The following is a 14,914-nucleotide window of genomic DNA, read 5'->3' as shown; positions in this document are numbered from 1 at the left end:
TAGGATCGCCGGCGGCGACCCCGGCCGTCATCTATACTCTGCCCCCGAGAATTCTGCAATCGGATCCCACTGGATGCCCCGTTTCCGCCGTCTCCTGCGCTGGGCCCTGCTCGCCGGCCTGGCCCTCACCCTTGCCGGCCTGGCCGCCATCGGCGTCCTCTATTACGTGGTTTCGGCCAAGGTTCCGGACATCCAGTCCCTTCGCAGCGTCGAATTGCAGGAACCCCTCTATGTCTATGCCAGCGACGGCCGCCTGATCGGGCTGTTCGGCGAGACCCGGCGCTACCCGGTCTCCATCAAGGACGTGCCCGAGCCGGTCAAGCGGGCCTTCATCGCCGCCGAGGATTCGGACTTCTACAAGCACAACGGTGTCGATCTGACCGGCGTCAGCCGCGCAGTCTGGCAGATCGTCAGCCGCAAGGAAGGCCGTGTGGCCGGCGGCAGCACCATCACCCAGCAGGTGGCCCGCCAGTGGTTCCTCAGCTCCGAGTACAGCTACACGCGCAAGCTGGTGGAAATGATGCTGGCCATGCGCATCGAGAAGATGCTCACCAAGGACGAAATCCTGGAGCTCTATCTCAACAAGAGCTTCTTCGGCAATCGTTCCTACGGCGTGGCGGCGGCGGCCGAGTATTACTACGGAAAATCGCTTGACCAGTTGACCCTGGCCGAAACCGCGACCCTGGTCAGCGCGCTGAAATTTCCTTCCAGCGGCAATCCGATCAGCAATCCGGTGCGCAACCATCAGCGCAGCGTGTACGTGATCAGCCGGATGCTGGAGGATCGCTACATCACCCCGGCGCAGGCCGCCGAGGCCAAGGCCGAGCCGATGCATGCGACCCCGCACGAGCGCCCGGTCGAGGTCTATGCGCCGTACGTGGCCGAGATGGTCCGCCAGGAAATGATCGCCCGCTTCGGTGGCGATGTCCTGACCAAGGGCTATCACGTCACCACGACCATCGACGCCGACCTGCAGGCGGCCGCCGACCAGGCGGTCAGCGAGGGTTTGCAGTTGTACGACCGCCGCCATGGCTGGAACGGCGTGGAACGGCATTTCGACGTGCCGGCCGAAGCGGACGCCAAGGCGTTGGCCGCCCAGTTGAACGGCGTACCGCCGCAGGGCGGCATGCGTCCGGCGATCGTTGCCGCGACCACGGCGGACGGCAGCGCCACGGTGGTCCTGTCCGATGCCAGCGAGCTGGTGCTGCCGCCGTCGGCCAGCCAGTGGACCGGCAAGGCGCCCGGCAAACTGTTCAAGCGTGGCGACCTGGTCCGCCTGAAGGCCGGCAAGACCGAAGGCAGCTACGTCGTCGACCAGATTCCGCGCGCGCAGGCGGCGCTGGTGTCGCTGGACGCCGACACCGGCGCGCTGCGGGCGCTGATTGGCGGCTACAGCTTCGCCGGCAACAAGTTCAACCGCGCCACCCAGGCGCGCCGCCAGCCGGGCTCCAGCTTCAAGCCGTTCCTGTACGCGGCCGCTTTCGAGAAGGGCTTCAACCCGGCCTCGATCGTGCTCGACGCCCCGGTGGTGTTCCGCGACCGCCGCGGCCACATGTGGCGACCGCAGAATGACGGTGGTGGCTTCCGCGGCCCGATGCGCCTGCGCGAGGCGCTGGTGCAATCGCGCAACCTGGTGTCGGTGCGCCTGCTCGACGCCATCGGCGTGGATTTCGCCCGCAAGTACATCAGCCAGTTCGGCTTCGAGGAGGCGGAACTGCCGCCCAACCTGTCGATGTCGCTGGGCACCGCTTCGCTGACCCCGATGTCGGTCGCGCGCGGCTACGCGGTCTTCGCCAATGGCGGTTCGCGGGTGACGCCCTGGTTCATCGACGAGGTGAAGGACCGCGCCGGCACCGTGCTGTTCAAGGAGAAGCCCGCGGTCGCCTGCCGCGGCTGCAGCGGCACGTCGCTCGGCAACGCCGCCTCGCCCGCCAACGACGTGGTCGATGGCTTCAACTTCGGCCCGCAGCAAGCGGCCGCGCCCAAGCCCGCCCCGGCCAAGGCCACCGCCCCCGCGCCTCCGGTGAAGCCGCCGGCGCAGCCCGGCGATACCGTCGCCGCGCCGCGCGCCATCGACGAACGCACCGCTTACCAGCTGGTCTCGATGATGCGCGACGTGGTCCAGCGCGGCACAGGTACCGCGGCCAAGGTGCTCGGACGCGAGGACGTGGGTGGCAAGACCGGCTCCACCAACGATCACCGCGATGCCTGGTTCTCCGGCTTCGGCGGCACCTATGCCACCACCGTCTGGGTGGGCCGCGACGATTTCCGTTCGCTGGGCTACCGCGAATACGGTGGCAAGGCCGCCCTGCCGATCTGGATCGACTACATGCGGGTGGCGCTGAAGGACAAGCCGATCGCCGCCAATGATCCGCCGGCCGGCATGGTCCAGGTCACCACCAACGGGGCGACCGAGTGGGTCAAGGCCGAGGATCTGGAGCGCATCGAGCAGTTCGACGACTTCGGTCCCGAGGACGCCGTCCCGGACGAAGAAGCCTTCGACATCTTCTGACGGACGCCGACACGTCCGGCCGAATCGGTGGATCACCCGGGTGATCCACCGATTTACATTCACAATCCTTGGTGTACAGTCGCCGCTAGTTTCGACGCGGAGGCTCGCCATGCACCACGCTCGTCAGCACGCCGAAACCCGCACCCGCGAGCGCCGCCATCGGCTCGCCCATGAAGCTGCCAGGCTGATGGCCGAAGGCGGCATCCGCGACTTCCATCAGGCCAAGCTCAAGGCCGCCAGCCGGCTGGGCATTCACGACGACGCGTCGTTGCCGCGCAACCGCGAGATCGAGGATGCCCTGCGCGAGTACCAGCGCCTGTTCGCGGGTGAAGCGCATGTGCAGGGACTGCGCCAGCGGCGCGAGGCGGCATTGCGCGCACTCGACTTTTTCCGTGATTTTTCGCCGCGCCTGGTCGGGCCGGTGCTGGAAGGCACCGCCGATGCCAATTCGGCCGTGCTCCTGCACGCGCACAGCGACGACCCCGATGCGCTGCCGCGATTCCTGGACGAACACGGCATTCCCAGCGAGTCGCGCATGCGGCGCCTGCGGCTGGATCGGGAACGCAGCCTGGACGCGCCGGTCTGGCTGTTCAGCGCGGAGGACCTGAGTTTCGATGTGACCGTGCTGCCGCTGGATGCGCTGCGGCAGGCACCGCTGTCGAACGTGGACGAGAAGCCGATGCGGCGATCGTCGCTGGCCCAGTTGCGGCAACTGCTGGCGGAAGAGGAAATCGCCGGTTACGAAATCGACGTTCCGCGCTGATCGGCCGGAAGCGACACCGGTGATGCTGCGCGCTCCGATACCGCCATTGCGTCCTTTCATCGCCGCCGTGTGGCACGGTGAAGGTACATCCGTGTCGTCTGCACGCGAATCCAATCTTCCCGACGGCAATGCGCACCTGGCCATCCGCCTTGGCGGCTGCGTTCTGCGTCGCCACGAAGGCATCGACGACCTCGAAGGGCATGCCATCTCCGACGCGGTGATCGCCGGCCCGCACGAACGCTGTTACCTGAAGGACGTGTCCCGGGCGACGCCTTCGGTCGGCGCCCTGCTGCGGCCGGGTGCGATCCGCGCCCTGTTCGGCTGTCCGCCGACGGAACTGCGCGATCGGCACGCGCCGCTCGATGTGTTCTGGCCGGTCGAAGTGGAGTACCTGCGCGACAGGCTGAATTCGGAGATCGACCCGGAGCGGCGGTTGGAATGCCTCCAGGCTTGGCTGCTGGCGCGCCTGCGGCCATATCGTGGCCTGCATCCCCAGGTCGCGCTGGCCGTGCAGGGACTGCGGCAGGGACGGAGCATCGGCGACCTGGTCGCGGATTCGGGCTACAGCCACCGCCGTTTCATCGATCGTTTCCGCGACGGTATCGGCCTGGCCCCGAAGTCGTACTCGCGCCTGTTGCGCTTCGGCCACGCCCTGCGGCTGGCACAGGGCGAGCGGGACTGGTCGCGGATCGCGCTGGACGCCGGCTACAGCGACCAGCCGCATTTCATCCGCGAGTTCCGCGCCTTCGCGGGATTGTCGCCGGAAGCCTATCGGCGTGCGCGCCGGCGCGGCGGGCGCCACGTTCTGCTTCCCGAACCCGCCTGATGGTTCAATTTTCTTCAATCCCGGGCTGACCGCCTGATCCATGCTGGTCTCCCCAGCGGAGAAAACGCCATGCCGGTACATGAACTGTTCGCCTATCTGTGCGTCGGTGACGCCGAAGACGCCATCGCCTTCTATCGCGACGTGTTCGACGCGCGCGAGAAATTCCGTCTGGTCGAGCCCGGCGGCCGCATCGGGCACGTCGAAATCGAAGTGGCCGACACCACCCTGATGCTGTGCGAACCGTATCCCGAATACGGCATCGTCCCACCGGATCCGGCGGCCAGCAGTCCGGTCACGCTGCACGTGCACGTGGACGATGCCGACACCGTCATCGCCCGCGCCGTGTCCTCGGGAGCGACGCTGGTCATGCCGCCGCAGGACATGTTCTATGGCGAGCGTTCCGGCGTGCTGCGCGATCCCTTCGGCCATCGCTGGAACATCGGACACAGCATCGAAGAGGTGACGCCCGAGGAAATGCAGCGGCGCTACGACCGCATCGCATCGCCGTGCTGAGAGCCGGACGCCCGCGAATCCAGGGCGCCCGGTTCATGGCATCGGGACACCTCACGCGATGCGCGCCGACGCGGCCTGCGAGGCTGCGCTTGAGGTGATCCCGGTGTTCCAGAGCGGACATGGATGTCGGCGCCGTTGGAGAAGGCGACAACATGGAAGATCCGGCGGCTGTCGCGCCGGCGGACGGTGCCGGACTCCCCTTCGGTCATCGGGCCGCATGCCCCCGGAAAAGCGAAGCCCCGCGATGGCGGGGCTTCGGAGGTACCACGGCGATCGAACGGCGCTCAGCGCTGGTCGATGCCCTTGTAGTCGCGTACGTCGTAGCCGGTGTAGATCTGGCGCGGACGGCCGATCTTGGCTTCCGGATCGACCTGCTGTTCCAGCCAGTGCGCGACCCAGCCGGCGGTGCGGCCGATGGCGAACATGACGGTGAACATCTCGGTCGGGATCTTCAGCGCCTTGTAGATGATGCCGCTGTAGAAGTCGACGTTCGGATACAGCTTGCGCTGGATGAAGTAGTCGTCCTTCAGTGCGGCCTCTTCCAGCTTCAGCGCCACTTCCAGCAGCGGATCGTTGACGCCCAGTTCGCCCAGCACCTTGTGGGTCATCTCGCGGATGATCTTGGCGCGCGGGTCGAAGTTCTTGTAGACGCGGTGGCCGAAGCCCATCAGGCGGAAACCGGATTCCTTGTCCTTGGCCTTGGCGATGGCGCTGTCCACCTTGTCCGGGGTGCCGATCTCTTCCAGCATCTTCAGCACTGCTTCGTTGGCGCCGCCATGGGCCGGGCCCCACAGGGCGGTGATGCCGGCGGCGACCGAAGCGTACGGGTTGGCGCCGGTGGAACCGACCAGGCGGACGGTCGAGGTCGACGCGTTCTGCTCGTGATCCGCGTGCAGGATGAACAGCAGATCCAGCGCCTTTGCCACCACCGGGCTCAGTTCCAGCGGCTCGCTCGGCACTTCGAACATCATGTGCAGGAAGCGGTTGACGTAGTCCAGATTGTTGCGCGGATAGCGGATCGGCCAGCCAATCGAATAGCGATAGGCGGCGGCGGCGATCGTCGGCACCTTGGCGATCAGGCGGATGGCCGCCAGGCGGCGCTGTTCCGGATCTTCCAGGTCAAGCGTGTCGTGGTAGAACGCGGACAGCGAGGCGACCGTGCCGGCCAGCATCGCCATCGGATGTGCATCGTAATGGAAGCCGTGCAGAAAGTTCTTGAGCGACTCGTGCATCATCGTGTGATGCGTGACTTCGTGATCGAACTTCTCGAATTCCGCCTTGCTCGGCAGTTCGCCGTTCATCAGCAGGTAGGCCACTTCCAGGAAGCTGGAATTCTTGGCCAGTTGCTCGATCGGGTAACCGCGATACAGCAGCACGCCATTGTCGCCATCGATGTAGGTGATGGCCGATTTGCAGCTGGCGGTGGCGGTGAAACCGGAATCGTAGGTGAAAAGACCGGTTTCCTTGGTCAACTTGGAGATGTCCACGCAGTTGTTGCCCAGCGTGGGTTTCAGTACCGGCAGGTTGACGGATTTGTCGCCGGCGGTCAGCGTGACCTGGTCGAGTTCGGACACAGTGTGCGCTCCTTCGTGGGGAAGCACCGGCCGCTTGCGCGATCGGTGTGTGACGGGAGTCCGGAGGGGATTCCTCGGATAACGTCGATTATCGCACACGCGGTTTGGAGTCGTCGCTCGGTTCCAGACCAAACTCAGACCAAAGCATAAGGCGCAGCGCAGCGCGCGTTACGCTGTCCTGATGACGGAAATGCAAACGGCCGCGCCCAGGGCGCGGCCGTTGCGGGACGAACCGACCGTTCGCTCAGCGCGCGTAGCGCTTCTGGAACTTGTCGATGCGGCCGCTGGTGTCGATGACCTTGTGCTTGCCCGTGTAGAACGGATGCGAAGCGGAGGAAATTTCAACCTTGATCAACGGGTAGTCGTTGCCGTCTTCCCACTTCGTGGTTTCCTTGCTGCCCAGGGTCGAGCGGGTCAGGAACTTGAAATCGGAGGTCACGTCGTGGAAGACGACTTCGCGGTACTCGGGATGGATGTCGGCCTTCATGGCGGGCACACCGTGTTGCGGGATAGGGAAGAGCGGCATTGTAGCCCGCCCTCCCCTCCCGGTGCAAGCCGGGGGTCCGTCCCGCCTCAGCGGGCGGCCAGGGCGGCCTGGATCAGGGCCTCGAAGCGCTCCTGATCGTACTTGAGCAGGATATCGACCTTGTCCGGCTTGCCGCCTTCCCGGCGCCAGTCCACGACGCTGGCGCCCCGGCTGTGGGCGCCCTGCAGTTCGATGACCAGGGGGCGCTCGGCCCGCTCCAGCGCGCCTTCCGGCTCCAGCGCGAACGCCATGGCCAGGGCATCGGCGGCGTACCAGTAGTCGCCCCGACGGTCGATCGACCAGAGGCGGGTCTTTTCCGAGATGCCGGCGTAGAACCTGGCCCGATCCGAATCGGCTCGCAGCCAGCCGGCGACCCGCTCATGGTGGAGGCCATGGGCGATGGTGGCTTCCCAGTCGGCCAGCTCGACGCGCTCGAACGCCTCGAACACCAGATGGGCGGCCTCGGGATCGAAGTAGAAATTGAACTCCGCCGCCGGCGTGATGTTGCCGTGCGCGGTGACCGCGCCCCCCATCACCACGAAGCGCGCGATTCGTTGCGGCAGGGTCGGATCCAGCTTCAGCGCCAGCGCGATGTTGGTCAGGGGGCCCAGCGCGACCAGCATCAGCTTGCCGGCGTGCGCATGCGACAGCCGCAGGATGGCCAGCGCGGCATGTTCGGCTTCGGCCTGCTTGGCGGGCGCCTCATGGCCGATGTCGCCGAAACCGTCCTGGCCGTGCACGTAACCCGCATCCGGCGCCGGATGCAGCAGCGGCTCGGGTGCGCCCGCGAACACCGGGATGTCGGTGCGTCCGCTGACTTCGCACAGTTTCAGCGCATTGCGCACGGTGTGCTTCAGGCCGACATTGCCGGCGGCGATGGTCAGACCGATTACGTCGTGGCGTCGATCATTGAATGCCATCAGCAGCGCCAGCGCATCGTCGACGCCGGGATCGGTATCAATCAGCAGTGGAATCCTGTCACTCATGCTTCTTCTTCATTCATCTATCGGCCCGCGAGTCTCGCACCGATGGATGACGAACGAAAGTCGCGGCTCAGGCGCCGGCGTAGCGCGCCGCGCCGCCGACCCAACGCTGCACGATGCGATCGGCCAGTCCGGGTGATTCCGCCAGCAGACGGTCCGCCAGCTCGCGCACCTGCGGCAACAGCCCCGCGTCGCGCGCCAGATCCGCGACCCGGAACGTTGCCAGGCCGGTCTGCCGCGTTCCCAGCAGTTCTCCCGGTCCGCGCAGCTCCAGATCCTTCTCGGCGATCACGAAGCCGTCGTTGGTCTCGCGCATGGTGGCCAGGCGCTGCTTGGCCATCTGCGACAACGGCGCCTGATACATCAACACGCAGGTCGATGCGGTCGCTCCACGTCCCACCCGCCCACGCAACTGGTGCAGCTGCGCAAGCCCGAGCCGTTCCGCGTTCTCGATGATCATCAGCGAGGCATTGGGCACGTCCACGCCGACCTCGATCACGGTGGTCGCGACCAGCAGATCGCTCTCGCCCTGCTTGAACGCGCGCATCGCCGCCTGTTTCTCGGCCGCCTTCATGCGCCCGTGGACCAGCGCGATGCGCAACTCCGGCAATGCGGCGGAAAGCTGCTCGTACGTGGTCTGCGCGGCCTGCGCGATGACCTCGTCGCTGTCGTCGATCAGCGTGCACACCCAATAGGCCTGGCGTCCCTCGGCGCAGGCCGCGCGGATCCGCTCCACCAGCTCCGGCCGGCGCTCCGCGCTGAAGGCCACGGTGTGCACCGGCGTACGCCCGGGCGGCAGTTCATCGATCGCCGAGACATCGAGATCGGCGTAGGCCGCCATCGCCAGCGTGCGCGGGATTGGGGTCGCGGTCATCACCAGCTGGTGCGGGACCGACTCGCCACTGGCGCCCTTGTCGCGCAGCGCCAGGCGCTGGTGGACACCGAAGCGGTGCTGCTCGTCGACGATGGCCAGCGCGAGATCCTGGAAGGCCACCGCCTCCTGCATCAGCGCATGCGTGCCCACCACCACCTGCGCCTCGCCGGACGCGACCTCTGCCAGCACCTGCGAGCGCGCCTTGCCGGTGACCTTGCCGGCCAGCCACGCCACCCGGATGCCGAGGGGCTCCAGCCACTGCCGCAGATTGACCAGATGCTGTTCGGCCAGCAGCTCGGTGGGCGCGGCCAACGCCGCCTGCCGGCCCGCCTCGACCGCCAGCATCGCCGCCATCGCCGCGACCACGGTCTTGCCGCTGCCGACGTCGCCCTGCACCAGCCGCAGCATCGGCGAGGGCTGCTTCAGATCCTCGCGGATCTGCTTGAACACCCGCTGCTGGGCACCGGTCAGGCGGAACGGCAGCGACTTCGCCAGTTGGCCCGCCAGCGTGCCGCGCCCGGTCAACGCCGGGGCGCGATGACGCTGCAGTGCGATGCGCTGCCGACGCAGGCTCAGGTGATGGGCCAGCAGCTCCTCCAGCGCCAGCCGCCGCTGGGCCGGGTGCCGCCCGAGCGACAACGCCTGCAGGTCGGCGTCACGCGGTGGCCGGTGCATGACCAGCAACGCCTCGCGCAGCGAAGGCAGGCCGGCCTCGCGCAACAGCGCGTCCGGCAGCAGTTCCAGCGAGGCGTCGGTGGGCAACCGATCCAGCGCCTGCCCGACCAGCTTGCGCAGGCTGGCCGGCCCCACGCCCTCGACCGCCGGGTAGATGGGATCCAGCGCCTCGCCCAGCGCAACGTCGGCATCACCATCGAGCACCCGATAGCTGGGATGGACGATTTCCAGGCCGTGCTGGCCCGGCTTGGGCGTGCCGTAGCAGCGCACCCGGGTTCCCGGCGCGAACTGGGCGACCTGCGCCGCGCGGAAATGGAAGAACCGCAGCACCACTGTCGCGTGAGAATCATCCCCGAGCGCCACCCGCAGCATCGGTCGATAGCGGAACCCGCGCTCGACCGCCTCCACCCGCCCTTCCAGTTGCGCCGGCACGCCGGGCTTGAGCGCGCGGATCGGCGTCAGCGCGGTGCGATCCTCGTAGCGCAGCGGCAGGTGCAGCCACAGATCCTGCAGGCTCAGCAGGCCGCGCGCCGCCAGTTTTTCGGCAATGCGCGCGCCCACGCCTTTCAGCGACGCGATCGGAAGACGGGCCACCTCGTCGGCCCCGGGAATGGCATGCGGCATGGTGCAAGCATGCCGGGGATCGCGGTGCGATTGCCAGCCCGCGGGCGGTTCCGGCAAGGGCCGGAACCGCCTGCCGGCGTCAGAACCGGGCGCTGAACTCCACCCCGACCTGGCGCGGCGCGGAGATCGAGGCGAACGGCGTGCCCAGCACCGAGGCCGTGATGTTGTTGACCCCGGTCACGTAGCGCTTGTCGAACACGTTGTTGCCGTAGAGACCCACGCCCCACATGCCGTCGGCCGACGACCACTGCACGCGCATGTCCGTGCGGTTCTGCGCCTCGCCGGTGCGGAATGCCGGACTGGTCTGACAGGTGCCCTGGGTCTCCGATTCGGCGTTGCAGCGGCTCTTGCCCCGATAGGCGTGCAGCAGCGAGAAACGCACGTCGCCGCCGTCGCCCAGGTTCCAGGTATAGCCCGCGCCCAGCGAGGCCGACAGATAGGGCTCGCCGGTGGGATCGCCGGAAATGTCGCGGCCATTGGCGGACAGGCCATCCTTGTAGCTCGCGTCGATGAAACCCGTGTTGAAGGTCAGGTCCAGGCCGGTTACCGGCCGCCATTGCAGATCCACGTCCACGCCCCAGGCCTGCATGTCGCTGGTATCGACGATGTAGCGCGGCACGCCGGAACCGGCGGTGTTCAGATCCAGACTGATGGCCTGGCGGTCCTTGTAGATGTAGTAGTAGCCGGACGCGTTGAGCGACAGCTTGTGTTCCGGGAACACGGTCTTGATACCGAACTCGGCGTTCCACACGTCTTCGTTGTCGAACTGCGACTGCGGCTGCACGCTGTTGAAACCACCGGCCTTGTAGCCCTTGGCCAGCGAGCCGAACACCATGGTGTTGTCGTTGACCGCGTAGTCGACCACGAAGCGCGGGCTGAGGTCGGTCCAGGACTTCTTCCGGCCGTTCTTCACGCCTTCCAGCTCGCCGAAGGCGAACACGAAGTCCGTGTTGAACATGTCCGCGCTGACCGGATAACCCATCTGCTGCAGCAGCTCGAAGAAACCCTGCTGATCCAGCATCGCCACCGTCGCATCCAGGGTCGCCGCGTCACGCGCGCCGTTGAACCAGCTGAAATCCTTGCGGTCGTGGGTCAGGCGCAGGCCGAAGGTGAGGTTCCAGCGATCGTTGACATGCCAGATCACGTCACCGAACGCCGCATAGGCTTCCGCCTTGCCGTGGTTGACCATGCTCTCGCGCCACGAATGGCCCTGCAGGCGCAGCGGCATGCCCGCGCCTTCCAGCACCTGGTCCAGCAGCGCGATGATGTTGACGCCGCCGAAGTTGGGCAGATTGCCCATCGCGGTGCCCACGCTGTCGGTGAACAGATTGGTCTCGCTGGTCTGGTCGGCCTCTTCCTTGAACCAGCTGGCGCCGGCCACCCAGTCGAACCTGCCCGATACGCCGGAGAACTTGAACTCCTGGTAGTAGCTGCGGTTGCTCTCGATGTTGGCGGTATCGAAATACAGGTTGATGCGGTTTGTACCGTCCTCGTCCTCGCGGTTGACCGTGTCGAAGTCGCGCACCGCGGTGGTCGATTGCAGGCTGCCCCACGGGAAGGCGTGATCGATCTGCAGGGTCAGGCCGTTGAAGGTGCGCGACTCCTCGTTGTTGACCACGTCGTTGAACACCGGCGCCTTCAGCGGATTGCGGTACGTCAGCGGTTCCGCCGGATAGGGCGCCGGCGCCGGATAGGGATCCAGCGCCACCAGGCCGACCGCCGGGCGCGCCAGCTGATCGATGTTCTCGTAGTCCCAGGACAGATTGAGGGTGGTCGACTCGCCCAGGTCCGAACGCCAGGCCACGCGCATGGCCACCGTGTCCTCGGGATTGAGCCGGCCACCGGTGCCGGCATCGGTCATCCAGCCGTCGCTGTGATTGGACAGCGCGCTGAAACGCAGCGCATGGCGTTCACCGAACGGCACATTGACCAGGCCGGACATGTAGCGGCGGCCGTCCTCGCCCACACGGATGCGGGCGTTGCCTTCCGCGATGTTGCTCGGCTTGTTGGTGATGATGGACACCGCACCGGCGGCGCTGTTGCGGCCGAACAGGGTGCCCTGCGGTCCCTTCAGCACCTCGATGCGTTCGATGTCGTTGAACGCCAGCATCGCGCCACCGGTACGCGCCGAATAGACACCGTCGATGTAGACGCCGACCGCGGGATCGGTGCCGATGCCGAAATCGCCCGTGGAGATGCCGCGGATCGCGTAGCGCGGCTGGGTCGGACTGCCGTCATTGACCTCCAGCCCGGGCACGAACATGTCCAGATCGCCGATATCGGCGGCGGCGACCTGATCGATCATGTCGCCGTTGAGGACGTTGATCGCGATCGGCACGTCCTTGAGTTCCTGCTCGCGGCTCTGCGCGGTCACCTTGATGGTGTCCAGCGTGGTCGCGTCCTCCTGCGCGGGGGCGGCCTGCCCCCATGCGGCGCCCGAGACCCCCAGCAATGCGCAGCTTCCGAACAGGGCATGCCGCAGCCCCACCACCAGACACCGTTGATTCAACTTCATCACTCCCTCCCAGAAGCATTTTGTCTTTACGGATATACCCCTCAGATGGACGCCGGTACCGCTTCTCCCCCCGGCCCATCCCCATCGCAACTGCCATGCTGCGCGCGAATCCACGCATCAATCAGTTCCACTCCTTCGCGGTGCACCACCGAGCGCCCCAGCTCCGGCATCATCACCGCCGGATCCGCACTGTCCATGCGGAAGCTGAGGATGGACTCCCCCGGCTTGCCGGGCTCGATGTCGTGGTGCCGATCGCCGGTGCCCTTGCCGGCAGCAATCGGCTGCTTGCAGAACCCCAGCTTCAGGCGTTCCTGCGTGCCCGCGTCCAGCCACAGGCCGGATGTGATCGCCGGTCCGGTCGGGCTGTGGCAATGCCCGCAATTGACGTCCAGATAGGCGCGCGCACGCGCGTCCAGGCTGGCGTTGCCCGCATCCATCCAGTCGGCGTCGCGCGGCGCCTGCGCCGGCGCGGGCGCGCCGGTCAGGTAGCCGACGCGCGCCAGGTGCGCCAGTTGGTTCTCGCGCCCGCCCAGGTACTCGAAATCCCGGTTCAGATGGCGCGCCTTGGGACCGATCGGCGACAACTGGCGTGACCGGTTGTCGGTCATGTGGCAGCCGCCGCACTGGTTCTGGTCCGGCACCTGATACGCGGCTTCCTCGCGCTGGCCGGAAGCGTCGACCAGATCGAGCATGATCAGGTCACCGGTGCGCTTGAGGGTGGCTTCGGTCTGCGCCTCGTTCCAGACATACGGCATCGCCACCCAACCCGATTCCCGCCGCACCAGCAGGCGGGTCTCGATCAGGCGCACCTTCGACAGCTCCAGCGATTCCCGCTCCAGCACGCTGGCCGACGGCGGCGTGCGCGCGACCGAACGGCCGTCCCACGCCTGCCCCGCCGGCAGCGGGTAGTAGAAGGTCTTGCTGATGATGGTGCCCACCGGGAAATCCAGCGCCGCGTCCGGCCGATAGGCCGCGCTCTTGCCCTTGGGCATCCAGATCGTGCGCAGCTTGTGGGCGTAATCGCTGAACAGCGGCGTGTTGAGGTCGTAGGGCACCACGCCCTCATTCAGGCGAAGGCGCCCGTCCTCGATGCGCAGCACATGCCAGTCATCAAGGCGCGCGGGCTGCCCTTCGGCGAAGAAGGTCACGTCCTGCGAAGGCTTGCATCCCGTGAACAGCACGGCGGCCAGCAACGCGGCGATGGCCACCGACGCGGCCCGGTACTTCCGCATCGTGCTCAACCCCGCTTCAGATCCACCGCCGGCAGGCGCGGCAGCTCGCACTGGAACGATTGCGTGTCCTTGCTCGGGCTCTTGTAACCGCCGGGGCCGTCGGCGTTGATCACGCCACTGACGTCGCGCAGGCAGATTTCCGGCCCGCGCGCCTGGCCGTCGACCTTGCGGTCCTTGTTGTAGTAGCCATCCCAGAGCACGTCGGGGAAATTCCCGCGCAGGCCGTACATCGCCATCTTCAGTGCCTTCAGGTCGAAGCCGTCGGGCGAGTCGCCGCCGCCGGACAGGGTATTGCCGTGCACGTAGACCCGCTCCGGATAGGGATCGAAGGTTTCGGATTTGCTCGAATCCTTGTAGCCGGTGGAGTAGACGCTGGAAATGATGATGTTGGTGGTCGCGTTGTCGCGGATCTCGTTGCCGAAGATCTCGATGTCGTCGTTGGAATTGACCACGATGCCGGAACCGGCCGGTACGCTGGCCACCGGCGTGCCCTTGGCGCCGAAATTCTCGTGGTTGTTGGCGATCACCTTGTTGTTGAACACCCGGATGTTGCCGCCCTGCTGCTTCAGCCCGGGCATGTTGAACACCAGGATGCCGCCGGTGTTGCCGGTGGCGACATTGTCGTAGACATCGGCGTTGATGGTGTTCTCGATCTCGATGCCGGCCACGTTCTTCTCGGCGCGGCTGCGGCGCACGATGACGCCGTCGGACTGGCCCACGTAGATGCCCGCATCCGAAGCACCGATGGAAACCGAGTCCTCGATCAGCACGTTCCTGGTCAGCACCGGATACAGGCCATAGGCGCCGTTCTTGGTGCTGGGACCGCCGGTCCATTCGACCTTCACGCCACGGATGGTGATGTTTTCCGATTCGCTGATCTTCAGGCCGTCGCCTTTGGAATCCTGGATGGTCAGATGCTCGATGGCGAAGTCGTCGCCATTGACCAGCAGGCCCTCCGCGCCAGCCTTCTGGCCCTTGAAGCTGAGCACGGTCTTGTCCATGCCGGCGCCACGGAGCGTCACGCCGTCCGCGCGCAGGGTCAGGCTGCGGTCGAAGTGATAGGTGCCGGCGGGAATCTCGATGACGTCGCCGGGCTTGGCGTCGAGCAGGCGCTCGTGGAGCTTCTGCGCGAAGTCCGCGCTGGCCGCATCGGCCTTCGGCACCTGCTCGTCGGTCTTCGGCTGGCAGGCCGCCAGCGCCAGTGCCAGACCCGCCATCAACATCGTCCGCTGCATCGCGTTCCCTCCCCGGTGATCACGCGGCGGCCGGCGGCCACCATACGCGTGCGAATTCAGTA

11 protein-coding genes are annotated in these 14,914 nt (G+C 66.6%); 4 read left to right on the top strand and 7 right to left on the bottom strand.

The genetic code is table 11. The features are described from left to right. Positions 1 to 73: 73 nt before the first annotated feature. From AC3DEZ_RS19435 to AC3DEZ_RS19420, 4 genes are all read left to right on the top strand, one after another. Entirely contained in the window at positions 74 to 2,512 is a 2,439-nt protein-coding gene (locus AC3DEZ_RS19435) for a penicillin-binding protein 1A (protein WP_488389670.1), read from the top strand. A gap of 109 nt (positions 2,513 to 2,621) precedes the next feature. Beyond that, positions 2,622 to 3,275: a hypothetical protein gene (locus AC3DEZ_RS19430; RefSeq protein WP_488389669.1), complete on the top strand. Its 654-nt coding sequence runs from the start codon at positions 2,622 to 2,624 to the stop codon at positions 3,273 to 3,275. A 22-nt stretch (positions 3,276 to 3,297) separates the two neighbouring features. After that, positions 3,298 to 4,101, top strand: a complete 804-nt coding sequence (locus AC3DEZ_RS19425) for a helix-turn-helix domain-containing protein (RefSeq protein ID WP_488389706.1) — start codon at positions 3,298 to 3,300, stop codon at positions 4,099 to 4,101. 69 nt (positions 4,102 to 4,170) lie between these two features. After that, positions 4,171 to 4,614 carry a VOC family protein gene (locus AC3DEZ_RS19420; RefSeq protein ID WP_488389668.1) on the top strand — a complete coding sequence of 148 codons (444 nt, stop codon included), beginning with the start codon at positions 4,171 to 4,173 and terminating at the stop codon, positions 4,612 to 4,614. Between the two features lie 284 nt (positions 4,615 to 4,898). Here AC3DEZ_RS19420 and AC3DEZ_RS19415 read toward each other — a convergent pair whose 3' ends face one another. The 7 genes from AC3DEZ_RS19415 to AC3DEZ_RS19385 form a co-directional block, all read right to left on the bottom strand. After that, positions 4,899 to 6,188 (bottom strand): citrate synthase, encoded by a 1,290-nt coding sequence (locus AC3DEZ_RS19415; protein ID WP_488389667.1) that lies wholly within the window; start codon positions 6,186 to 6,188, stop codon positions 4,899 to 4,901. 244 nt (positions 6,189 to 6,432) lie between these two features. Continuing rightward, a complete protein-coding gene (locus tag AC3DEZ_RS19410; protein ID WP_295379977.1) occupies positions 6,433 to 6,675 on the bottom strand; it encodes a type B 50S ribosomal protein L31 in 243 nt (80 codons plus the stop codon). 86 nt (positions 6,676 to 6,761) lie between these two features. Beyond that, positions 6,762 to 7,700 (bottom strand): nucleoside hydrolase, encoded by a 939-nt coding sequence (locus AC3DEZ_RS19405; protein WP_488389666.1) that lies wholly within the window; start codon positions 7,698 to 7,700, stop codon positions 6,762 to 6,764. Between the two features lie 67 nt (positions 7,701 to 7,767). Continuing rightward, complete coding sequence (gene recG / locus AC3DEZ_RS19400; protein ID WP_488389665.1) at positions 7,768 to 9,870, bottom strand: ATP-dependent DNA helicase RecG; 2,103 nt, start codon at positions 9,868 to 9,870, stop codon at positions 7,768 to 7,770. A 79-nt stretch (positions 9,871 to 9,949) separates the two neighbouring features. Next, complete coding sequence (locus tag AC3DEZ_RS19395; protein WP_488389664.1) at positions 9,950 to 12,385, bottom strand: TonB-dependent receptor; 2,436 nt, start codon at positions 12,383 to 12,385, stop codon at positions 9,950 to 9,952. A 41-nt stretch (positions 12,386 to 12,426) separates the two neighbouring features. Next, positions 12,427 to 13,617 (bottom strand): SO2930 family diheme c-type cytochrome, encoded by a 1,191-nt coding sequence (locus AC3DEZ_RS19390; RefSeq protein ID WP_488389705.1) that lies wholly within the window; start codon positions 13,615 to 13,617, stop codon positions 12,427 to 12,429. 5 nt (positions 13,618 to 13,622) lie between these two features. Next, the gene (locus AC3DEZ_RS19385; RefSeq protein WP_447104725.1) at positions 13,623 to 14,852 is read right to left on the bottom strand and encodes a parallel beta-helix domain-containing protein; all 1,230 of its coding nucleotides are present in this window, start codon (positions 14,850 to 14,852) and stop codon (positions 13,623 to 13,625) included. Between the last annotated feature and the right edge of the window lie 62 nt (positions 14,853 to 14,914).

It is taken from the genome of Pseudoxanthomonas sp. 134C1 (assembly GCF_057773065.1).
Note: the sequence above shows the minus strand (reverse complement) of the source record. Positions and strands in the feature narration are given on the sequence as shown.